This is a genomic window from Aliamphritea spongicola (genome assembly GCF_017051665.1).
GTDB classification, from domain to species: Bacteria; Pseudomonadota; Gammaproteobacteria; order Pseudomonadales; family Balneatricaceae; genus Amphritea; species Amphritea spongicola.
Genome location: NZ_JAFIDL010000002.1, coordinates 224,280 through 244,920, shown reverse-complemented (window position 1 = coordinate 244,920; position 20,641 = coordinate 224,280). Strand labels below are relative to the sequence as shown.

Here is a 20,641-nt window from a genome sequence, read left to right as displayed (position 1 = left end):
ACGACATGACAACCGATACCGCTGTTAATGAAGAACTCAGTAAAGAAACGCACGAAGCGTCGATGGCTCTGGTGGAAAGCCGGGAAGCCATCCCGGTTACCGAACCGGTCGAGCAGCCTCCTGTCGACCTGAAAGCCCCGGAGCTTTATATCAACCGGGAGCTGAGTCATCTGCAATTCAACATCCGCGTGCTCGAACAGGCGCTGGATGAGTCCCATCCGTTACTGGAACGGCTGATGTTCCTGCTGATTTTCTCCAGCAACCTGGATGAGTTCTTCGAAATCCGGGTCGCGGAAATGATGCACCAGCTGAAGTATGGCCGTGAGGCGGCAGGGCCTGACGCTTTACACCCTCAAACCGTTATCAGCCGGATTCTGGAAATCTGTAATACCCACGTTGAGCGTCAGTATAAGATTCTTAACGAAACCATTTTCCCGGCGCTGGAAAAGCACAACATTCATTTCCTGCGCCGTCGCCTGTGGAGCGATGAGCAGACCGCCTGGATCAAGAACTACTTTGAAGAAAAGGTTCTGCCGGTGGTCAGCCCTATCGGGCTTGACCCGTCGCACCCGTTCCCGCGGCTGATCAACAAGAGTCTTAATTTCATCGTTGAGCTGGACGGCAAAGATGCCTTCGGCCGGGAAAGCGGCATGGCCATTATTCCGGCACCGCGCTCCCTGCCACGCCTGATCCGCCTGCCGGATAACCTGTGCGACGGTGGCGATAACCTGATTTTCCTGTCTTCGATTATTCACGAATTTGCCGAAGACCTGTTCCCGGGCATGAAGGTAGAAGGCTGTTACCAGTTCCGCATCACCCGTAACGCCGACTTGAGCTTCGACTCCGAAGAAGTGGAAGATCTGGCACGTACCCTGCGGGGCGGCCTGCACTCCCGGAAATACGGTGATGCCGTGCGGCTTGAAGTGGACCAGCGTACGCCGGAAAATCTGATCAACTTCCTGCTCCATGAATTTAATCTGGATGAAACCCACACCTTCCGGGTAGACGGTCCGGTAAACCTGACCCGGATGATGGCCGTGAGAGATCTGGTGGATCACAAACACCTGCGCTGGAAGCCTTTCACGCCGGGCATCAACAACAAGCTGAAGCTGAAGCAGGGCAATATTTTCGACGCCCTGCGGGTGAAAGATTACCTGCTGCACCACCCATTCCAGACCTTCGCCCCCGTGGTAGATCTGCTGCGTCAGGCGGCGAAAGACCCACAGGTGATTGCCATCAAGCAAACCCTGTACCGTACTGGTGTGAACTCAGACATTGTTAACGCACTGGTTGAGGCCGCCCGCAGCGGTAAAGAGGTCACCGTGGTGATTGAACTGCGGGCCCGGTTTGATGAGGAAAGTAACCTGCATCTGGCCAGCCGCCTGCAGGAAGCCGGTGCACTGGTGGTATACGGTGTGGTTGATTGTAAAACCCACGCCAAGATGATGCTGGTCGTGCGCCGTGAAGGTACCCGCCTGGTCCGTTATGTTCATCTTGGCACCGGTAACTATCACTCCGGTACCGCCCGCCTGTACACCGATTACAGTTACCTGACCAGCGATGCGGATGTGGGGGAGGATGTTCACAAGATCTTCCAGCAGCTGACCGGCATGGGCAAGATCCTGCGGTTAAAGAAACTCTACAACGCACCGTTCACCCTACACTCGAAAATGCTTGAGCTGATCAGCCGGGAAGCCAAGCTTGGCAAAAAAGGCCATATCGTGATCAAGGTTAACGGCATGACCGAACCCCAACTGATCCGGGGGCTGTATAAAGCCTCGCAGGCTGGTGTGAAAATCGAACTGATCGTCCGGGGCATGTGCCGTCTGCGCCCGGGGCTGCCGGGAATCTCCGAAAACATCACCGTACGTTCAATTGTTGGCCGCTTCCTGGAACACACCCGGGTATATTACTTCGGCAATGGCGGCGATCCGGAAGTTTTCTGCTCCAGCGCAGACTGGATGGAACGTAACATGCTCAACCGGGTAGAGACCGGCTTCCCGCTGTATGGCAAGTTTGCCGACCGGATTAAGAAAGACCTCGATCTGTATCTGGCCGACAACAGCCACAGCTGGGAACTGCATTCCGACGGCAGCTATACCCTGAACCAGCCCGCTGAAGATGAAGAGACCATCAGTGCCCAGTCGCTGTTACTCTCTGATTTCGCAAGCTAACCCCCCAGAAATGCGGCGCAAGCCGCTTTCAGGCCATTAATTAAAGGATTAATTATGCCTGCCAACACTTCATACCTATGGACTTTCAGCTTTTTACTGTCAGCTCTGTACTCCTCATTCGTGACCGCTCAGGGCAGCTATACCCTGAACCAGCCCGCTGAAGATGAAGACTCTTTATTAAGAGCTCAGTCAGCGCCCAGTCGCTGTTATTCTCTGATTTCGCAAGCTAATCCTTTGTTTCTTATAGGAAAAACAGAAAACAGCGCTCACCGGCGCTGTTTTTCGTTTTAAAATTTCTCAGCACATTCACCACAAAACGCAGCATTTCACGGCATTTGCGTGCAAACTGTGCGACTAAAGTATCTTTTTATTTGCTTATTTTTGACTATCCGGGCAAAATCGCCGGCCGTTCTTTTGAAAAAGAGACAACTCTTTAAGTATTGCGCAGACGATCCTGCGGTTGCTTGACAGAGAAGGCTGCAATCTGCACATTATTTGCCTTGTCTGCGCAAAGAATAATAATTGGAAGCCTTACCATGGCCACAGATAAGACAGCGCTAGAGCTGCAAGATATCCACAAATCCTTCGGTAATCTCGAAGTTCTCAAGGGTGTTTCCCTGACCGCCAAAGACGGCGACGTAATCTCCATTCTGGGTTCCAGTGGTTCAGGTAAAAGTACCCTGCTGCGCTGTATTAACCTGTTGGAAAACCCCAGCCAGGGCAAAATCATCATGGGTCAGGAAGAGCTCCAGCTCAAGCCGGGAAAAGACGGCAACCTGACTGCAGCCGACCGTAAGCAGCTGGAAAGCATGCGTTCACGGATCGGTTTCGTATTCCAGAGCTTTAACCTCTGGCCGCACAAGACCATTCTGGAAAATATCATTGAAGCGCCGATGCAAGTGCTGAAGCAGCCTAAGGCGCAAGCCGTAAAGCGGGCTGAAGAATTACTGGAAAAGGTTGGTCTGGCGGATAAGCGCAACGCCTACCCGGATAACCTGTCCGGCGGGCAGAAGCAGCGCATAGCCATTGCCCGTACGCTGGCAATGGACCCGCAGGTACTGTTATTCGACGAACCGACTTCCGCGCTCGACCCGGAACTGGTGAACGAAGTACTGAGCGTAATGCGTGAACTGGCGGATGAGGGCCGCACCATGCTGATCGTGACTCACGAGATGCGTTTCGCCCGCGATGTGTCCTCGCAGGTTGTGTTCTTGCACGAAGGCCAGATTGAAGAAATGGGGCCGCCGGAGCAGGTATTTAACAATCCTAAATCCAAGCGTGTTCAGGACTTTATGTCCAGCCACCAATAAGATTTAACAAGTTACTTCACGATACCTGTAACTCAGGCTAAATTAAGCCCTGTTACAGAAAGATACGTGAAGGGTTATTAAACCCTAATAAAAACATAAAGAAGGGACAAATACATGAAGATCCGTAAGTTATTCACCGCCGCTGCTCTGATCACCGGCACTCTGCTTTCTGCTCAGTCTGCATTTGCAGGCGACAAAATCCGCATCGCAACTGAAGGTGCATACGCGCCATTCAACATGGTTGATGCCAGCGGTAACCTGATAGGTTTCGACGTAGACATCGCTAATGCGCTGTGTGCACAGATGAAAGCTGACTGTGAAATCGTTGCACAGGACTGGGACGGTATCATCCCGGGTCTGCGTGCTAAGAAATACGACGCGATCATCGCTTCCATGTCTATCACTGAAGAGCGTCTGCGTGTTGTAGACTTCTCTGACAAGTACTACTCCAACCTGCTGGCGTTCGTAACGGCTGACGGTTCTAACATCGAAACCACCAAAGAAGGCCTGAAAGGTAAGACTGTTGGTGCACAGCGTGCAACCATCGCCGGTCAGTACCTGGAAGACAACCTGGGCGACGTTGTTAACGTTAAGCTGTACGACACTCAGGACAACGCTTACCTGGACCTGAAGTCTGGCCGTCTGGACGCTCTGCTGTCTGACAAACTGCCGGCATACGACTGGCTGGAAACTGACGAAGGTAAAGGTTTCGCCTTCACCGGTGAAGCAATCGACATTAAAGACCAGATCGGTATCGCAGTTCGTAAAGGCGACGACCTGAAAGGCAAATTCAGCGAAGCAATCAAAGCGATCGTTGCTGACGGCACTTACGAGAAGATCAACGCGAAATACTTCCCGTTCTCTATCTACTAAGCACGTCTTCTTAAGCTACTTAAGCTAAAGCAGGAGCGGTGGGTTCCAGCCGGAACCCACTGCCCCTAAGCAGGTTGTTTTCATGGATTTACAAGGCTTCGGTCATCTTCTCGTTTCCGGTACCTGGCTGACCATTCAACTGGCTCTGGCAAGTCTCTTTTTCGGCTTGATTCTGGGTCTGATGGGTGCATCAGCAAAGCTCTCGGATAATAAGTTTGCCCGCTGGGTAGCCACTGGCTATACCACGTTAATTCGCGGTATTCCCGAACTGTTACTGGTACTGACCATCTATTTCGGCGGTGCTCAGGTGGTTATGGCGGTCGCCAGCCTGTTCGGCTACGACGAGTATATTGAAATTGGCCCGTTTATAGCCGGTGTCGCAGCGTTATCAATCGCCTTTGGCGCATACGCAACCGAAGTATTCCGCATGGCCATGCTGGAAATACCCAAAGGCCAGTGGGAGTCAGGACTTGCCTGTGGCATGAGCCCGACCAAAACATTTTTCCGTATTATCCTGCCGCAGGTATGGCGCCTGGCCATCCCAGGGCTGGGTAATCTGTTTCAGGTCCTGCTGAAAGATACCGCACTGGTATCCGTTGTTGGCCTGAACGACATCGTTCGTCAGTCGCAGGTTGCGATCAGCGCTACCAAGGAACCGTTCACCTTCTTCCTGGTGGCTGCATTTATTTATCTGGCACTGACAGCAATTGCCAACACGGTTACCCACATGCTCGAGCGAGCCAGTAATCCTGTTCTGCGAGGAGGCCGCTAATGGGTTGGGAATGGGAAGTTATCTTCAAATATTTTCCACGCTTGCTGGAAGGCGCCTGGCTAACACTGGAACTGGTGGTGATCTCCGGTCTGATCGGTATTGCCCTGTCCATTCCGCTGGCACTGCTGCGTACGTCACCTAATGCCTGGGTACGGGCGTTACCGTATGCTTATATTTATTTCTTCCGTGGCACACCACTGCTGGTACAGATCTTTCTGGTGTATTACGGCGCATCCCAGTTTGAAGTGATCCGTGAATCGGTTCTGTGGCCGGTACTGAAAGAGCCGTACTGGTGCGCCATTATCGCTTTCAGTCTAAACACGGCTGCTTACAGTGCAGAACTGTTCCGGGGTGCGATTCAGGCAATTCCTAACGGTGAGATTGAAGCCGCTGAATCACTGGGTATGAGCAACGCACTGCTGACCCGCCGGATCATCCTGCCGCGGATGTTCGGTATTGCATTACCAGGCTACGGTAACGAAGTGATTCTGATGCTTAAGGGCAGCGCGCTGGCCAGTACCATTACCCTGCTGGATATTACCGGTATGGCCCGTACGGTTATTGCCCGTACCTATACGCCTCTGGAAATGTTCCTGGCTGCCGGTGTGGTTTACCTGCTGATGAGCGGTATCATTATCGCGCTGTTCCGCTTTATGGAAAGCCGCTTTAACCGCTACCAGAGCTACAATCCTGACCGGGACGCCTAAGCGAACTGCTGCAGTAAAACAGGGTGCCTTGAGCACCCTGTTTTGTTTTTAGCCTTCGGACTTCTGCGCCATAAATTCCCGGATCAGGTCTTTATAACCTGCCCGGAAATCCGGATATTCAAACCGATAACCACTGGCATGTAAGCGCCGGTTAGTGCACTTCTTACTGCCACCGCTGCGGGGCGCAGCCTCTTCGGTAATCTCTACCCCCATTTCCTTCGCCAGCCAGTGGCTGACTTCATGCAATCCGGAAGGGTAGTCATCGCTGGCCAGATAAATATCTTCCAGCGGCTCACCCTGCAGCTCCAGATTAATCAGATGGGCCAGCACACCGGAACAGTCATCCCGGTGAATCCGGTTACTGAACTGTGCCGGCTCAGCGCTGTAACCCTTACCCTGATACACCTGGCTCAGCAAATGACTGCGGCCGGGGCCGTAAATACCGCTGAAGCGCACCACCGTACCGGGGATGCTGTGATTCAGTACCTGTTGCTCCGCTTCCAGCATCACCTGACCATTAAAGCGGGGTGGGGCCGTGGGCGACGTCTCATCCACCCAGCTATCGTCATTCTGGTGATACACCGCGCTGCTGGATACAAACAGAATGCGCTTTACCGGCTGTTCTGCCAGCACCTCCTGCAGGTTCGCCAGCCCCTGCACATAGGCCTGCCGGTAGCCGGCCTCATCCCGCTGGCTTGCCGCAACACAATAGACCAGCATATCGATTGCCGGTAAGCTACGTAGCTGAGAGAGTTGAGACAGATCACCAAGATCAGCAGAAATGCCGTGGATTGCCTCCGGCAGCTGGTTTATATTACGACGCAGGCCATATACTTTATGCCCCTGCCGGCTGAGCCGCAGCGCCAGATGAATGCCAATATCGCCACAACCGGCGATCAGCACCCGCTGTGAAGTCTGAGTTGTCTCTTTGATTTGCATAGGTAAACAGGCCATCCCTTGGATTACGTTTGCCGTATCATAGCTGTTTCAGAAAAAAGGACCTACCGGATGACGCTGACCGAGTTACGTTACATCGTTACCCTCGCCCAGGAACAACATTTTGGCCGCGCCGCCGAGCGTTGTTTTGTCAGCCAGCCAACCCTGAGCATCGCGGTTAAAAAACTGGAAGACGAGCTGGGCACAGCCCTGTTTGAACGCAGTAAGCATGCGGTACGAGTCACTCCGATTGGCGAAAAAGTGGTCCGCCAGGCACAAACGGTTCTGGAGCAGGCCGAGTCCATTAAAGAGCTGGCGCAGGAAGGCAAGGACCAGTTGGTCAGCCCGCTGCGGGTCGGGGCAATTTATACCATCGGGCCGTATCTGTTCCCTCATATGGTTGCCCAGATGCAGGTCCGCGCACCGCAAATGCCGCTCTACATCGAAGAAAACTTTACTGAAAATCTGCGCCTGAAGATCCGCAACGGTGAGCTGGATGCCATCATCATTGCGCTACCGTTCAGTGAGCCGGACATTCTGACCCGGCCGCTGTACGAAGAACCCTTCATGATGCTGCTGCCGAAAGATCACCCGTTATCGGATAAAGAACAGATCGACAGCCAGGTGCTGCACGAGCAGGACTTACTGCTGCTGGGTGAAGGTCACTGTTTCCGTGACCAGGTGCTGGAATCCTGCCCGACCCTGGGCGGCGGCAAAGACAAAGTCAGCCTGACCGAAGGCAGCTCACTGGAAACCATCCGCATGATGGTTGCCTCAGGTCTAGGCTCCAGTGTTATCCCGATGTCTGCCACCGGTGGGCATTATCAGTCTGAACTGGTGGTTACCCGGCCATTTAAAATTCCGGCGCCGACCCGTACCGTGGCCATTGCCTGGCGCGCCAGCTTCCCCCGCCCACAGGCCATCGATTTACTGATCGATGCCATCAGTTGCTGTCCGTTAAATACTAAGCCATGACACAAGGGTTAGCCACGCAGCCGGTCACCTCGCTGAAAGGCGTTGGGGCCGCACTTCAGGAAAAGCTCGCCAAGCTGGATATCCTGACTCTGCAGGACTTACTGTTTCATTTGCCAATGCGTTATCAGAACCGTACCCGGATTATGCCGATCGGTTCCCTGCGCCCCGGTGATGAAGGGGTGATCGAAGGGGATATCAAAGGCGCAGATATCGTCATGGGCCGCCGGCGCAGTCTGGTGTGCCGTCTGCAGGATGGCACCGGCACCATAACCCTGCGTTTTTTCCATTTCAGCGCCGCTCAGAAGAACAACCTGAAGGTGGGTAGCCGCTTACGCTGTTTCGGCGAGATCCGCACCGGTGCCAGCGGGCTGGAGATGTATCACCCAGAATACCGCAAAGTGGACGACAGCGTCCTGACTCCGGTTGAAGAAGCCCTCACGCCGATATATCCCACCACCGAAGGGCTCAATCAGGCACGTTTTCGCGCGCTTACTGAGAACGCACTACTGGCGTTGGAAAGCGGTACCCTGAATGAACTCCTGCCGGAAGACATTCTGCACCGCTGGCGTTTACCGCCACTCAACGAATCCGTCCGTTATCTGCACCGCCCACCGGTGGATGCCGATACCGAATCACTGGCAGAAGGCACCCATCCGGCACAGCGCCGGCTGGCCTTTGAAGAATTGCTGGCACACCATCTGTCACTGCAAAAACTGCGACAGAAAACCCGTGAAAAAGGGGCGCCACAAATGCCCCTGAACAGCTCCTATATTCAACAGTTTCTGGATCAGTTGCCATTCCCTCTGACCGGCGCTCAGCAACGGGTCGGTAATGAGATCGCTCAGAATCTGGCTGAGCCGTTCCCTATGCTGCGTCTGGTGCAGGGCGATGTAGGTTCAGGAAAAACCGTAGTCGCCGCACTGGCAGCCCTGCAGGCCGTCGGCGGCGGCTATCAGGCAGCGATTATGGCGCCAACCGAAATACTGGCGGAGCAGCACTTCAATAACTTCAGCCAGTGGCTGGAACCGCTGGGCTTAAACGTCGCCTGGCTGGCGGGCAAGCTGAAAGGCAAAAAGCGCGACGCCCAGATGGTCGCCATCAGCAGTGGCGATGCTCAGGTCGTCGTGGGTACTCACGCACTGTTTCAGGACGATGTCACCTTTGCCAACCTGGGGCTTGTTGTCGTGGACGAGCAGCACCGCTTTGGCGTCCACCAGCGCCTGGCCTTACGGGAAAAGGGCCGTACCGATTCCCGGGCACCGCACCAACTGATCATGACCGCCACGCCAATTCCCCGCACTCTGACCATGAGTGCCTACGCGGATCTGGACTGTTCCATCATTGATGAGCTGCCGCCGGGCCGTACCCCGGTTAACACCGTGGTGATCTCAGACCAGCGCCGACCGGAAGTGGTTCAGCGGGTGAAAGAGGCCTGCGAACAGGGCCGTCAGGTGTACTGGGTCTGTACCCTGATTGAAGAATCCGAAGCCCTGCAGTGCCAGGCCGCAGAAGTCACTGCAGAAGAATTACAGACAGCGTTGCCGGGCCTGCGTATCGGTCTGGTCCACGGCCGGATGAAACCGGCCGAGAAGGCTGAAGTCATGGGCCGCTTTAAAGCCGCCGAGCTGGACTTACTGGTGGCCACTACGGTCATCGAAGTGGGCGTGGACGTCCCCAATGCCAGCGTGATGATTATCGAAAACCCGGAACGGCTCGGCTTATCCCAGTTACACCAGCTGCGTGGTCGGGTAGGGCGGGGATCAGTCGAGAGTTTCTGCCTGTTGATGTATCATGCGCCTTTGTCACAGCACGGCCGGGAACGTTTAGCCGTCATGCGGGAAACCACCGATGGCTTCCGTATTGCTGAAAAAGATCTCGAACTGCGCGGCCCCGGTGAAGTACTGGGTACCCGGCAAACCGGTATGATGGCGTTTAAAGTCGCCGACCTGCAACGTGATAGTGATTTACTGACCCGGGTAAAACAGGTCGCCGGACAACTGAATATTAACAACGGTCAGCATGACGCCATTATTCAGCGTTGGTTAGGCAGGGATGAACAGTACGCCAACGTCTGAAGACGCTCTGCTGCAATGAAGTACTTAAAGTTATGACAATACCTCCCTGCCGATTCTCTATCGCCGCCAGCGATGCTCCGATTGAGCTGTTGCCCCGGGACCTCAGCGCCTACCGGGAAGGCAACTGCGGGGTGGATTACGTCCACTGCCTGGATTCAGGTATCCCCGGCCCGAGCATTACCATTGTCGCTCTGAATCACGGCAACGAGCTGTGCGGCGCCAATGCCCTGTGTTACCTGCTGGATAACGGCATCATGCCGGTAAAAGGTGATCTGACGCTGGTATTTGCCAATATTGAGGCATACCAGACCTTCGATCCGCAGCGGCCCTTTGCCAGCCGCTGTCAGCAGGAAGACATGAACCGGCTGTGGAATGCCTCACGGCTGGTACGGCCGGACAGCCCCGACTGCCAGCGGGCTGCTGAAATCGAAGCTTTCATTGCCAACGCCGATCATCTGCTGGACCTGCATTCCACCACCCATCCGGTGTGCCCGATGCTGATTTACCCGGATACCCAGACCAATCACGACTTCGGCAATGCTCTGGAATATCCGTTTCCCAAGCTGTATTACCGCCCTGAGGTTTACCATGACGGTCTGCTGATCAATTATCACCAGCAACTGCACCCAGGGGCGATTTCGGTAGTGGCCGAATGCGGCCAGCATTTCTCAAAAGCCGCCACTAAACAGGCGATCAGTACCACCCTGCGGTTTATCCGCCAGTTTGATATGCTGGACCCGGCACTGGAATTACCCGAATACGGCTATGATCACAGCCCCCATGCCGGCGAATACCGCATTCATCAGGTGCTGAACGCCACCTCGGACCACTTCAGCTTTACCGACAGCGTACTGGGATTCGAACGTTACGGGCAGGGTCAGACCTTTGCCCATGACGCCGGCAATGACCTGCAAGCCCCGTTTGATAACTGCACCCTGATCATGCCGGCCCGGGTACCGGTAATGGACGAAGAAGCCGTTACCCTGGCCGAATTCGTCGCCTGACAGCCCCTAAGCCTTAGCCAACGCCACAGGACACTTATTTGTGACTATTACCCCACAGCAACTTGAACTCATCACCCGCCAGCTGGGCCGCGAACCCCGAGGGCTGGCAGCTATTGCCTGGCAGTCTGAGCAGGGCATTCCGGCGGTGCTGCAAATGCGTTCGCTGGTTGATGACCAGCCATTCCCAACCCTGTACTGGCTGTCATCCCGGGATATTTATCAGGCGATTGCCGAAATCGAAACCGCCGGCTGGGTAAAAATGATCGAACAGGAAATCAGCACTGACGAAGCGCTGAAACAGGCTCACTGGCAGGATCAGGAACGCTATGTTGCCCGTCGCTGGGCACTGATGCGTGACGAAGACAAACAGCGCATTGAAGCGCTGGGCTTTACCGACCTGTTCCACAGTTACGGCATTGGCGGCATCCGCCACTGGGATAAAGTCCGCTGCCTGCACATGCAGTATGCCTACCACCTGGCGATGAGTGCAGAAGGAGGCACCACGATCGGCCGCCGCCTGGATGCGGAATTCGCCCTTAATGAAATGACCATCAGCCTGTAGGCCCTTCCTATGAACCGCCGCAAAAAAATCAACGATACGCTGAAGAAAAAAGCTAAAAAGGCCAAAGCGCACCTGAAGGTGTCTAACAAGCCCCGTTACATTTCCAAGGCTGAGCGGGCAAAACTGGCTGAAAATCAGCCGGATAGCCAAACAGATACTCCGGCAGACATCCAGCCTGAACACATAGAAGCTTCATAAATTTCAGGCAAAAAAAAAGGGCTGCCAGTGGCAGCCCTAAAGGAGTCTCGTTACGACCAATCACGGTCCCGAAAAATTTAAACGAGTGCTATAAACGGTGTGGCTTTTCTCAAGCCGGCTTTACTGTTTAGTGCATTTAAGCTCATCAATTCCAAACAATAAAACACTGAAATCTGTGTGTTGAATACGGCTTGCTCAGCAACGTAAGATCCTTATCTGTTTACGACAATTCCCGGCGTTTACTACTAAACCATTAGCAATTCCGCGCATTAGGATGTGGATCATCTTCAACGTGATGCTTATACTAAAGTCTCTTCAGGTTAATAACAAACGACAGTTTTTCAGCTAAATGGTGAAATAAACTCACCAATTGAGGTGCTTATCAGACGCTTACCCCCACTCAATGCCCTGCGCAGTTTTGAAGCGGCCGCCCGTCTGGGGAGTTTTATCAAAGCCGCCGAAGAGTTGTTTGTGACCCCCTCAGCGGTCAGCCACCAGGTTAAGTCGCTGGAAGACTTCCTCGGTTTAAAACTGTTCCACCGGGAAAAGCGTCAGGTACATATCACCATTGCCGGCGAAAAATATCTGGTTGCCGTACAGCACGCCCTCGATGAACTGGACAGCGCCACCCGCCGGCTGATGTCTGCCCCGAACACCAGCTCGGTTACCTTTGAAGCGCCACCGGCCTTCCTGAACCGCTGGCTGATGCCAAAAATCAAAGACTTCCAGACCCGTCACCCGGAAGTGGAACTGCGCCTGAGTGCCGCTATCGGCACCTCCCGGATCGACTTCGATCATAATGATCTGGATATGGCGGTATACTTCGGTGAAAAAGCCCCGGACGGCGTAACCTCCTATCTGGTGCACCGCTCCCATATCGTGCCCGTGTGCAGCCCGCGCATGCTGGATGACCACGAAGCCATCAGCAGCATGCACGATCTGATCAACTGGCCCCTGATCCACGTCAGCAGCCGTAAAGACGAATGGCCCAAAATGATGCAGCAGGCCGGCGTCAGCATGACCGGGCTGGAAAAAGGCCTGTCATTTTCCAGCACACAGCTGGCCCTGGGTGCAGCGCTGGAAGGTCTGGGGGTTGCCCTGTCTGACCGTGGCCTGGTTGCCCGGGAATTACAGTATGATCAGCTGATCATTCCGGTGGACCTGGAACTGATTACCGGTAAAGCCTTCTACCTGATTTACCCGGATGATCTGCAACTCACCTATGGCATGCGGGTCTTCCGTGACTGGCTGCTGGAAGTCATGGGGCTGGCCAATCCTACCGGTGAATAGCCTCAGCTCCTTTCCCTCCACGAACAATCATAGCTTTCCGCACTGTTAACCGGCCGGGTACAGATTCCGGCCGGATACTGACCCGCCAAAACCTTGATCCACCGCAGCGTAATGAGAACCATTGCTCTTTTATACTGCCACCTGTCACTTCTCTAACTTTCCCGAGGTAACGCCATGTTACGCCGTACTCTGCTCCGTTCCTGTCTGGCAGTATCTGTAATGTTGTCCGCCGGTTTTGCGATGGCAGAACAGCAGGCCCACCAGATTCATATGATGCACCAGACGTCCCACGTGGAAGTGGAAGACATCACCAAGATGTTTCGCTTTGAGCCGGATTATCTGGTGATTCAGCCCGGAGACACGGTCCGATTCAGCGGTACCGTCGGGGAACACACCATTACATCGGTCTCCCGGATGTTGCCGGAAGGGGCGGAAGCAATCGAAATAAACTCTACGCCCAGCAAAGAAATGCGCTTCGACATTCCCGGCGTTTACGGCCTCAAGTGCCGGGTCCATAACCGCTACGGAATGGTGGCGTTACTGGTGGTTGGCAGCCCGGAAAGTAACCTTGAAGAAGCCCGTACATTCCGCCTGAAACGTTTCGGCAAAAAACGCATGACCGAACTACTGGACCGTGCAGCAGAAGAATTTTCACTGCCGCAGTAAAACCGCTTGACCTCAACTGTGGTTGAGGTTTTATCCTCCCGCGACTTTCAATTTACTGATCCGCAAGCCAAGATCAGTATATCGCTCTGAAGTTCGGGAGAACGGCTTAATGGCCAACACCAGCGCCACTGACAAAACTTTTTCAGACAAACCCGGCAAGGCAGAAATCCACGCAGAACGTCAGCGCGGCTGGCGGACCCTGCGCCGGGTATCTCCCTTCCTCTGGCCGGACGACCAGCCCTGGGTAAAACGCCGGGTTGTGCTGTCACTGCTCCTGCTGCTGACCGCTAAGCTGATCATTGTCGGCACCCCGTTCCTGTACAAAAACGCTGTGGATGCCATGGCAGGAGAAACCAGTGATCCCGGCTGGTTGCTGGCTGTGGGCACCACCGGACTGGTCATTGCCTTCGGTATGGCCCGCCTGATGAGCGTACTGTTCGAGGAGTTACGGAACGTTGTTTTCGCCCGGGTCGGCCAGCGGGCGTTACGGGTGCTGGCCCGTGAAACCATCAGCCATGTGCACCGGCTATCGCTGCGCTATCACATCAGCCGTAAAACCGGCAGCCTTAACCGGATCATCGAACGGGGGGTTAAAGGGGTCGACTTCCTGCTGCGGTTTATTCTGTTCAACATCGGTCCGCTGGTGCTGGAACTGCTGCTGATATCCCTGATTCTGATATTTGTATTTGATGTCTGGTATCTGGCGGTGGTTGTCTGCATCGTCACCCTGTATGTTCTCTTCACCACCAAGGTTACTGAGTGGCGGGTCAGAATCCGCCGGGAGATGAACGACCAGGACAAGGACGCTAACCAGAAAGCTATCGATAGCCTGTTGAACTTTGAAACCGTTAAGTATTTCGGTGCAGAACAGCGCGAAGCAGACCGTTATGACCAGGCCATGGCGGGCTATGAAAATGCATCCCTGCGCACCATCAGCTCACTGGGCATGCTCAACGCCGGTCAGTCCCTGATTCTCAATACCGGCCTGATTCTGGCCCTGTTGCTGGCCGCCCGGGACGTCATGAGCGGCGAGCTGACCGTCGGGGGGTTTGTCATGGTCAATGCCTATATGATGCAGGTGATGATGCCCCTGAATTATCTGGGCTATGTCTACCGGGAAATCCGCCAGTCACTGGTGGATATGGGTGAAATGTTCGACCTGCTGGGTCAGCCGGCAGAGATCACCGATAAACCGGACGCCCCGGACCTGCAGGTGGAAGGCGGCCGGATTCAGCTGGATAATGTCCACTTCAGCTACGAACCTGACCGGCCTATTCTGCAGGGTATCAGCCTGACACTGGAAGCCGGCCAGACGCTGGCCATTGTCGGCCCCTCCGGTTCCGGTAAATCTACCATCGGCAGGCTGCTGTTCCGGTTCTATGATGTTGAGAAGGGGGCATTGCTGATTGACGGTCAGGATGTTCGCGATGTCACCCAGGACAGCCTCCACCGCAGCATCGGTGTGGTGCCGCAGGATACCGTCCTGTTTAACGACACCATCTACTACAACATTGCTTATGGCCGCCCGGACGCCAGCCAGGAAGAAATTATCGCTGCTGCCAAAGCCGCCCGTATTCACGACTTTGTCAGCGCGCTGCCCAACGGTTATGACACCACCGTCGGTGAGCGGGGCCTGAAACTGTCCGGCGGTGAAAAACAGCGGGTCGGCATTGCCCGAACCCTGCTGAAGAACCCACCGATTCTGCTGCTGGACGAAGCCACCTCGGCACTGGACAGCCAGACCGAACGGGATATTCAGGAAAGCCTCAAGGCTATGGGTCAGGGCCGCAGCGTGATGACCATTGCCCATCGTTTATCCACCGTGGTGGATGCCGACCAGATCCTGGTGCTGCAGCAGGGCAAAATCGCCGAGCGGGGCACCCACAGCGAGCTGCTGCAACAGGCAGGCCTTTATGCACAGATGTGGCAACACCAGTTAGACACACCCGGCGTATCACCGTCTTCAGACCACCTTTCAGTCAACAGGAACAGCGATAATGTCTGAGTCTTCATCACATAACCCGACAACGGAAGCGCGCTGGTCGGAGCTGCTCAGTGGTCGCAACGGCGTCCTGTCGCTGGCGCTCACTGGCGGCATGTGCCTGCATGCGGTGAATACCTATATTTCCACCACCATGCTGCCTTCGATTGTCTCTGACATCGGCGGCCAGCACCTGTACGCCTGGAACACTACGCTATTTATGCTGGCGGCCATTCTCAGTGCTGCGGTCAGTGGCAAACTGCTCAGTCAGGCCGGCCCAAAAAAAGCCTACGCAATTGGTGGCATTATCTTTCTGGCGGGCAGCCTGATTGCCGCCGCAGCACCGGATATGACGGTTATGCTTCTGGGCAGAACCGTGCAGGGGGCCGGCGGCGGTCTGTTGTTCAGTTTCTGCTACGGAATGATCATGCTGGTGTTTGAAGAACGCCTCTGGCCCCGGGCCATGGCGCTGCTGTCCGGCGTATACGGGGTGGCACTGCTGGTCGGTCCGGCCATTGGCGGTATCTTTGCGGAACTGCTCACCTGGCGGCTGGGATTCGCCATTCTGGCACCGGTCACCCTGCTGTATCTGTTACTCACCAGCCTGATGCTGCCGGCCAGACAGGCACAGGACAGCAGTACCCGGATACCGTTACGCCAGCTGTTATTGTTAGCGCTCGCCGTGCTGGTATTATCGCTGGCCGGTACCCAACCGGAACTGGTGATTAATCTGGCCGGTATAACGGTTGCGGTTATCTGTGTCCTGTTGCTGGCAAAACTGGAAGCCCGCAGCACTGCCCGGCTGTTCCCCCGGGGCACCTTTCAGCTGGGTTCTCCGTTATCACTGACGTTACTGCTGTTAGCCCTGCTGATCTTTTGCGTGGCCAGCGAAATTTACATTCCGTTCTATCTGCAGGTGCTGCACGGCCAGACACCGTTGCTGGCCGGCTATGTGGCTGCAATGATGTCCGTAGGCTGGGTAGTGTCTGAAATCCTCAGCGCGCGCTTCTCAGGGGCTGCTATGCGAAGAACCGTACGCTTTGGCCCCTATATGATCCTGTTTGGCATGCTCGGGTTGGTACTGACGGTGCCCGCGTACACCGATTCAGATACCCTGATGATCGCCCTGATCAGCCTGGCGCTGATTGCCGTGGGTGCCGGCGTGGGCATCGGCTGGCCGCACCTGTCGACCTTTGCCCTCAAGTTCAGCCCGCCGGAAGATGCCGATATCGCCGGCTCAGCGCTGTCCACCGTGCAGCAGTTCGCCATCGCCTTCGGTGCCGCCCTGGCGGGCATCGTAGTAAATCTGGCAGGCTTTAACGAACCAGGACAAACAGCGGTGGCCGACTCAGCATACTGGCTGTATCTGTGCTTTGCGGGCGTGGGGATCATTGCCATGCTGATCGCCGCCCGTTTCAGCCGTTACCTGTCCGGGAAGGACAGCGACCCTGAAACCGATTCCGGTTTACAGATCACATAAACAAACGGAGGCTCAGGCCTCCGTTTTTCATACCTTACCGGAATTATTCTCCGGCGATGGTTTTTTCCAGATTATCAATCCGCTGCGGGTTAGACGGATGACTGCTCAGGAAACCGCCGCCGCTGCCATATTTGGCCTGCAGGGTTTGGATCGAGCGGGTCATCGCTTCAGGGTCTTTATTCCGCTGGCGCAGAAACTCAACCGCATAACGGTCGGCTGCCAGCTCATCCTGCTGGGAGAACCGAGCGTTGATCGCTTTGTAGGCAAGCCCGCCCAACTGTGAAGAAGTCAGCGCACCGATATCACCACCGGCAGACGCGGCTGCCTGGAAGGCTGCATTGGTCAGCAACTGACTGCGCATCTGGTTATAGCTGTGTTTCAGCTTCACGTGGCCAATTTCATGGCCGATAACCGCCAGCACCTGATCATCCGGCATGGCATCCAGCAAGCCTGAATGCACCCGTACGGTGCCATCCGGCATGGCAAACGCATTGACGCTCTTATCCAGATACACCTTATAGTTCAGGCTCAGGCCATCGGCATTTTCCAGCCCGCGGACAATCCGCTGTAAACGGGCATCATACTTGCTGCCCGGCGGTGCCACCTTGTTCTTTTTATCCAGCTCTTTGGCGGATAAAGCCGCAGTTTTTACCACCTGCCGTTCATCCAGCGTCGCGGCCTGCAGGACACCTGCGCCCACCGCCATCGCACTGGCCATTGTCAGTTCGCTATCTTTAACACAGCCGGTCAGCGCCAGCGATAAACCGACTGCCGCAGCAGCCCGGGCTAACTTTTTCATGACTTTTTTCCATTGCACACAGACATCTGAACAAGTGTATCAGATGTCTGTTTAGCCGAAACGTTCCTCAGATAACGCCAAGCTCTTTCAGACGCTCGGTCAGGTAGCTGTCTGCGGTGTAACGCTCAGACAGTACCACTTCCGGCTTAGGGTGCAGGAACAGCGGCAGGGAAATACGTGAACGCTGCATGTTGGCGCCTTCAGGGTTCACCACCCGGTGGGTCGTGGACGGGAAGTAATGCCCGGAGGCTTCCTGCAGCATATCGCCGATATTAATGATCAGGTTACCGAACTCGCAGGGTACATCCAGCCAGCTGCCGTCTTTGGCTTTCACCTGCAGACCCGGCTCATTTGCCGCCGGCAAAATGGTAATCAGGTTAATATCTTCGTGGGCCGCAGCACGGATCGCATCCGCTTCTTCATCACCCTGCAGTGGCGGGTAATGCAGCACCCGCAACAGGGTAGACTGGCTGCCTTCGATCATAGACGTCAGCGGCTGGCTGTAACCGGCAGCCACTTCACCCGGGCTGTACTTCTCAATCCAGCTCAGCAGCTCACCGGCCAGGCCGTTGGCTTCACGGTAATACTGGCTGATCTCAGCATGCAGCTCATCCGGGCACTGACCCCAAGGGTAGTAGTGGTAGTACTCTTTGATGTCTTTAACTTTATGATCTTTAGCCACTTCGGATACGCTGGCCGGGAAGAAACCGTCCTGCGTACCTTTGTTAAACAGAAAGTCCTGCTTCGTCTCACCGTCAAAAAAGGTCTGCCAGTTCTCATAAATTGACGTTACCAGTTCCTGACGGATAGGGTGGTTTTTCAGTACGCCAAAACCGGTTTCCCGGAGGGATTCAACAAATTCCTGCTGAGCGTTTTCAGCGGTGTAATCAATTGCGGTCAGGGTGGTCATTATTTACTCCAAAAATCACTGGTCATTGCATCACGAAATAGCGCCACCAGACGCTGATCATCTACACCCATGCAGGCTTTCTGCTTAGGCCGGTCCTGCCAGAACGGCAGTGGATAAGGAATGCCGAAACGGCTCATAATCGTCTGGCCGATCGCCACACCGTCAGTTGCTACGCAAACTTCACCGCTCTCTACGGTAAAGATATCCGGATCAACCACATAGGCCACGGCAGATACATCGTGGCCATAGCAGCCGTCAATGTCCCGTACTGAACTGTAAAAGCTGATATAGAACTGCGCCGCCTGATGCATAAACGCACCGACTTTCGGGTTCTCATCACGGATCTGGTTAAACAGCGCGTTGCTCAGCACCACCTGATGGGTCACATCCAGTCCGACAATCACCACTTCCCAGCTGGCTGCCATCACTTTATCTGCCGCATGGGGATCAGACAGGATATTAGCTTCTGCCACCGGGGATACGTTGCCATCTGCAGCGATCACGCCACCCATGATCACGACCCGCTTAACCTTTTCGGCAATCTGCGGTTCCAGTTTCAGAGCCGTGGCCAGGTTACCCAGCGGGCCAACCGCCACCAGGGTCACTTCTCCGGGCTGGGACATGACCTGTTCAACAATGAACTCAGCCGCACTCTGGCTCACCGGCGCGCCTTTAGGCGCCGGCAGGTTGATGTTACCGAAGCCGTCTTTACCGTGGACAAAGTCAGGGAAATCGCTCAGAGGCTTCACCCATGGCGTCGCCACACCTTTGGCCACCGGTACATCAACACCGGCCATTTCCACCAGCTGCAGTGCATTGGTTGTCGCCTGCTCAACGGACACATTACCGAAGGTCGTCGTCAGGCCCAGCAGTTCGATTTCAGGATGCGCAAAGGCAGTAAATATCGCCATTGCATCATCAATGCCCGGATCCGTATCCAGAATTATTTTATGCGTCATTATTTTATCTCGCTCGCAGCGCAAACCGGCCTGAAAACAGGCCGGTATTTATATATTTCAATGTGTTACAGAAAAGGCCTCAAAGCTGATCAACATCCGTTCTGTCCGGAATGCTGACTGAAGCACCGACTTTCTGTACCGCCAGAGAAGAAGCCTTACAGCCCAGCTCCAGCGCAGTTTTCGGGGATGCCTGCTGACACAGTGCCGCCAGCAAATATCCCAGGAATGTATCCCCTGCAGCGGTAGTATCCACCGCTTCAACTTGCAGGGCGGACACAAATATTTCCGTATCTGCATCCACCCACAGCGCACCCTTCGCGCCAAAGGTCACCACCACCCGGGTGGTGGGTAAACGCTCGCGCAACACTGCCACCAACCGGTCCTGTTCCAGTTCGTCACAGTCTAATAGCTGTTGCACTTCAATTTCGTTGACCACCAGCAAGGACAGCTCATGTAGAGGTAATGCCCGTACAGAGTCATCCATCGGTGACGGATTAAACGCCACCTGCATGCCTTTTGCCGCCGCCGTGCTGATCATCTCTGCGGTGCAGCTGCACTCGTTTTGCAGCAACAGCCAGTCGCCGGCAACTGCGCCTTCCAGCAGGTCGCTCAGCTCTTCTGCCCGGAAGCTGTGGTTAGCACCGGCAAACAAAATAATTGAGTTTTCCGCCTGGGCATCCACCTGAATGATGGCGTGACCACTGGGAGCATCCACCGCAGCAACCCGGCTACAGTCCACCCCTGCGTCCTGCAGCTGATCCTGCACCCAGCTGTCGGCTTTTCCGTAGCGGCCGATATGCAATACCGGCACTCCGGCTTTCGCCGCAGCAATGGACTGGTTGGCCCCTTTGCCACCCAGCACCTGACGGTACTCAGTGCTGGCCAGGGTTTCCCCCGGCGCCACCAGATGCGGCATCTGGTAGATATGATCAACGTTGATTGATCCGTAACTGAAAATACGTGTACTCAT

At 55.0% G+C, this 20,641-nt stretch carries 19 protein-coding genes; 14 read left to right on the top strand and 5 right to left on the bottom strand.

Translation table 11 applies throughout. The features are described from left to right. Nucleotides 1–62 precede the first annotated feature (62 nt). The 5 genes from ppk1 (at nucleotide 63) to JYB63_RS07700 (ending at nucleotide 5,836) form a co-directional block, all read left to right on the top strand. A complete protein-coding gene (ppk1, locus tag JYB63_RS07720; RefSeq protein WP_243431899.1) occupies nucleotides 63–2,174 on the top strand; it encodes a polyphosphate kinase 1 in 2,112 nt (703 codons plus the stop codon). Nucleotides 2,175–2,710: 536 nt separating this feature from the next. Further along, a complete protein-coding gene (locus tag JYB63_RS07715; protein WP_205657280.1) occupies nucleotides 2,711–3,484 on the top strand; it encodes an ABC transporter ATP-binding protein in 774 nt (257 codons plus the stop codon). A 114-nt stretch (nucleotides 3,485–3,598) separates the two neighbouring features. Continuing rightward, entirely contained in the window at nucleotides 3,599–4,357 is a 759-nt protein-coding gene (locus tag JYB63_RS07710) for an ABC transporter substrate-binding protein (RefSeq protein ID WP_205657279.1), read from the top strand. Nucleotides 4,358–4,439: 82 nt separating this feature from the next. Continuing rightward, the gene (locus tag JYB63_RS07705) at nucleotides 4,440–5,129 is read left to right on the top strand and encodes an ABC transporter permease (RefSeq protein WP_205657278.1); all 690 of its coding nucleotides are present in this window, start codon (nucleotides 4,440–4,442) and stop codon (nucleotides 5,127–5,129) included. Then, a complete protein-coding gene (locus JYB63_RS07700; RefSeq protein WP_205657277.1) occupies nucleotides 5,129–5,836 on the top strand; it encodes an ABC transporter permease in 708 nt (235 codons plus the stop codon). Before JYB63_RS07705 ends, JYB63_RS07700 begins: the two co-directional genes overlap by 1 nt. Nucleotides 5,837–5,884: 48 nt before the next feature. On the opposite strand, the gene JYB63_RS07695 is transcribed toward JYB63_RS07700, so the two are convergent. Beyond that, nucleotides 5,885–6,775: an SDR family oxidoreductase gene (locus JYB63_RS07695; RefSeq protein ID WP_205657276.1), complete on the bottom strand. Its 891-nt coding sequence runs from the start codon at nucleotides 6,773–6,775 to the stop codon at nucleotides 5,885–5,887. Nucleotides 6,776–6,844: 69 nt separating this feature from the next. On the opposite strand from JYB63_RS07695, the gene JYB63_RS07690 reads away from it, so the two are divergent. The 9 genes from JYB63_RS07690 (at nucleotide 6,845) to JYB63_RS07650 (ending at nucleotide 17,003) form a co-directional block, all read left to right on the top strand. Continuing rightward, nucleotides 6,845–7,747 carry a hydrogen peroxide-inducible genes activator gene (locus tag JYB63_RS07690; RefSeq protein ID WP_205657275.1) on the top strand — a complete coding sequence of 301 codons (903 nt, stop codon included), beginning with the start codon at nucleotides 6,845–6,847 and terminating at the stop codon, nucleotides 7,745–7,747. Further along, entirely contained in the window at nucleotides 7,744–9,822 is a 2,079-nt protein-coding gene (gene recG, locus JYB63_RS07685; protein WP_205657274.1) for an ATP-dependent DNA helicase RecG, read from the top strand. Before JYB63_RS07690 ends, recG begins: the two co-directional genes overlap by 4 nt. A 32-nt stretch (nucleotides 9,823–9,854) precedes the next feature. Next, nucleotides 9,855–10,826: a M14 family metallopeptidase gene (locus tag JYB63_RS07680; RefSeq protein WP_205657273.1), complete on the top strand. Its 972-nt coding sequence runs from the start codon at nucleotides 9,855–9,857 to the stop codon at nucleotides 10,824–10,826. Between the two features lie 40 nt (nucleotides 10,827–10,866). Then, nucleotides 10,867–11,388 carry a DUF501 domain-containing protein gene (locus JYB63_RS07675; protein WP_205657272.1) on the top strand — a complete coding sequence of 174 codons (522 nt, stop codon included), beginning with the start codon at nucleotides 10,867–10,869 and terminating at the stop codon, nucleotides 11,386–11,388. A 9-nt stretch (nucleotides 11,389–11,397) separates the two neighbouring features. Then, entirely contained in the window at nucleotides 11,398–11,586 is a 189-nt protein-coding gene (locus JYB63_RS23630; protein ID WP_205657271.1) for a DUF2986 domain-containing protein, read from the top strand. Between the two features lie 375 nt (nucleotides 11,587–11,961). Continuing rightward, on the top strand, nucleotides 11,962–12,876 hold the full coding sequence (gcvA, locus tag JYB63_RS07665; RefSeq protein WP_336510862.1) for a transcriptional regulator GcvA: 915 nt from the start codon (nucleotides 11,962–11,964) through the stop codon (nucleotides 12,874–12,876). Nucleotides 12,877–13,050: 174 nt separating this feature from the next. Further along, on the top strand, nucleotides 13,051–13,542 hold the full coding sequence (locus JYB63_RS07660; protein ID WP_205657270.1) for a plastocyanin/azurin family copper-binding protein: 492 nt from the start codon (nucleotides 13,051–13,053) through the stop codon (nucleotides 13,540–13,542). A 109-nt stretch (nucleotides 13,543–13,651) separates the two neighbouring features. Continuing rightward, nucleotides 13,652–15,547, top strand: coding sequence for an ABCB family ABC transporter ATP-binding protein/permease (locus JYB63_RS07655; protein ID WP_205657269.1), 1,896 nt, complete (start codon nucleotides 13,652–13,654; stop codon nucleotides 15,545–15,547). Then, nucleotides 15,540–17,003, top strand: coding sequence for an MFS transporter (locus JYB63_RS07650; protein WP_205657268.1), 1,464 nt, complete (start codon nucleotides 15,540–15,542; stop codon nucleotides 17,001–17,003). The genes JYB63_RS07655 and JYB63_RS07650 overlap by 8 nt, the downstream gene beginning before the upstream one ends. A 43-nt stretch (nucleotides 17,004–17,046) precedes the next feature. On the opposite strand, the gene JYB63_RS07645 is transcribed toward JYB63_RS07650, so the two are convergent. The 4 genes from JYB63_RS07645 to JYB63_RS07630 form a co-directional block, all read right to left on the bottom strand. Further along, nucleotides 17,047–17,802 carry a M48 family metallopeptidase gene (locus tag JYB63_RS07645; RefSeq protein WP_205657267.1) on the bottom strand — a complete coding sequence of 252 codons (756 nt, stop codon included), beginning with the start codon at nucleotides 17,800–17,802 and terminating at the stop codon, nucleotides 17,047–17,049. Nucleotides 17,803–17,869: 67 nt separating this feature from the next. Beyond that, nucleotides 17,870–18,712: a 2OG-Fe(II) oxygenase family protein gene (locus JYB63_RS07640; RefSeq protein WP_205657266.1), complete on the bottom strand. Its 843-nt coding sequence runs from the start codon at nucleotides 18,710–18,712 to the stop codon at nucleotides 17,870–17,872. Further along, nucleotides 18,712–19,671, bottom strand: coding sequence for a nucleoside hydrolase (locus JYB63_RS07635; RefSeq protein WP_205657265.1), 960 nt, complete (start codon nucleotides 19,669–19,671; stop codon nucleotides 18,712–18,714). The genes JYB63_RS07640 and JYB63_RS07635 overlap by 1 nt, the downstream gene beginning before the upstream one ends. A 79-nt stretch (nucleotides 19,672–19,750) precedes the next feature. Continuing rightward, entirely contained in the window at nucleotides 19,751–20,641 is an 891-nt protein-coding gene (locus tag JYB63_RS07630; protein WP_205657264.1) for a ribokinase, read from the bottom strand.

Bases quoted from the DNA above. Each gene is read 5' to 3' on its own strand.
- JYB63_RS07635 (WP_205657265.1), bottom strand. From the start codon at position 19,671: ATGACGCATAAAATAATTCTGGATACGGATCCGGGCATTGATGATGCA.
- JYB63_RS23630 (WP_205657271.1), top strand. From the start codon at position 11,398: ATGAACCGCCGCAAAAAAATCAACGATACGCTGAAGAAAAAAGCTAAA.
- JYB63_RS07705 (WP_205657278.1), top strand. From the start codon at position 4,440: ATGGATTTACAAGGCTTCGGTCATCTTCTCGTTTCCGGTACCTGGCTG.
- JYB63_RS07655 (WP_205657269.1), top strand. From the start codon at position 13,652: ATGGCCAACACCAGCGCCACTGACAAAACTTTTTCAGACAAACCCGGC.
- JYB63_RS07710 (WP_205657279.1), top strand. From the start codon at position 3,599: ATGAAGATCCGTAAGTTATTCACCGCCGCTGCTCTGATCACCGGCACT.
- JYB63_RS07650 (WP_205657268.1), top strand. From the start codon at position 15,540: ATGTCTGAGTCTTCATCACATAACCCGACAACGGAAGCGCGCTGGTCG.
- JYB63_RS07645 (WP_205657267.1), bottom strand. From the start codon at position 17,802: ATGAAAAAGTTAGCCCGGGCTGCTGCGGCAGTCGGTTTATCGCTGGCG.
- JYB63_RS07660 (WP_205657270.1), top strand. From the start codon at position 13,051: ATGTTACGCCGTACTCTGCTCCGTTCCTGTCTGGCAGTATCTGTAATG.
- ppk1 (WP_243431899.1), top strand. From the start codon at position 63: ATGGCTCTGGTGGAAAGCCGGGAAGCCATCCCGGTTACCGAACCGGTC.
- JYB63_RS07690 (WP_205657275.1), top strand. From the start codon at position 6,845: ATGACGCTGACCGAGTTACGTTACATCGTTACCCTCGCCCAGGAACAA.
- JYB63_RS07695 (WP_205657276.1), bottom strand. From the start codon at position 6,775: ATGCAAATCAAAGAGACAACTCAGACTTCACAGCGGGTGCTGATCGCC.
- JYB63_RS07640 (WP_205657266.1), bottom strand. From the start codon at position 18,712: ATGACCACCCTGACCGCAATTGATTACACCGCTGAAAACGCTCAGCAG.
- JYB63_RS07715 (WP_205657280.1), top strand. From the start codon at position 2,711: ATGGCCACAGATAAGACAGCGCTAGAGCTGCAAGATATCCACAAATCC.
- JYB63_RS07630 (WP_205657264.1), bottom strand. From the start codon at position 20,641: ATGAGTACACGTATTTTCAGTTACGGATCAATCAACGTTGATCATATC.
- JYB63_RS07680 (WP_205657273.1), top strand. From the start codon at position 9,855: ATGACAATACCTCCCTGCCGATTCTCTATCGCCGCCAGCGATGCTCCG.
- JYB63_RS07700 (WP_205657277.1), top strand. From the start codon at position 5,129: ATGGGTTGGGAATGGGAAGTTATCTTCAAATATTTTCCACGCTTGCTG.
- recG (WP_205657274.1), top strand. From the start codon at position 7,744: ATGACACAAGGGTTAGCCACGCAGCCGGTCACCTCGCTGAAAGGCGTT.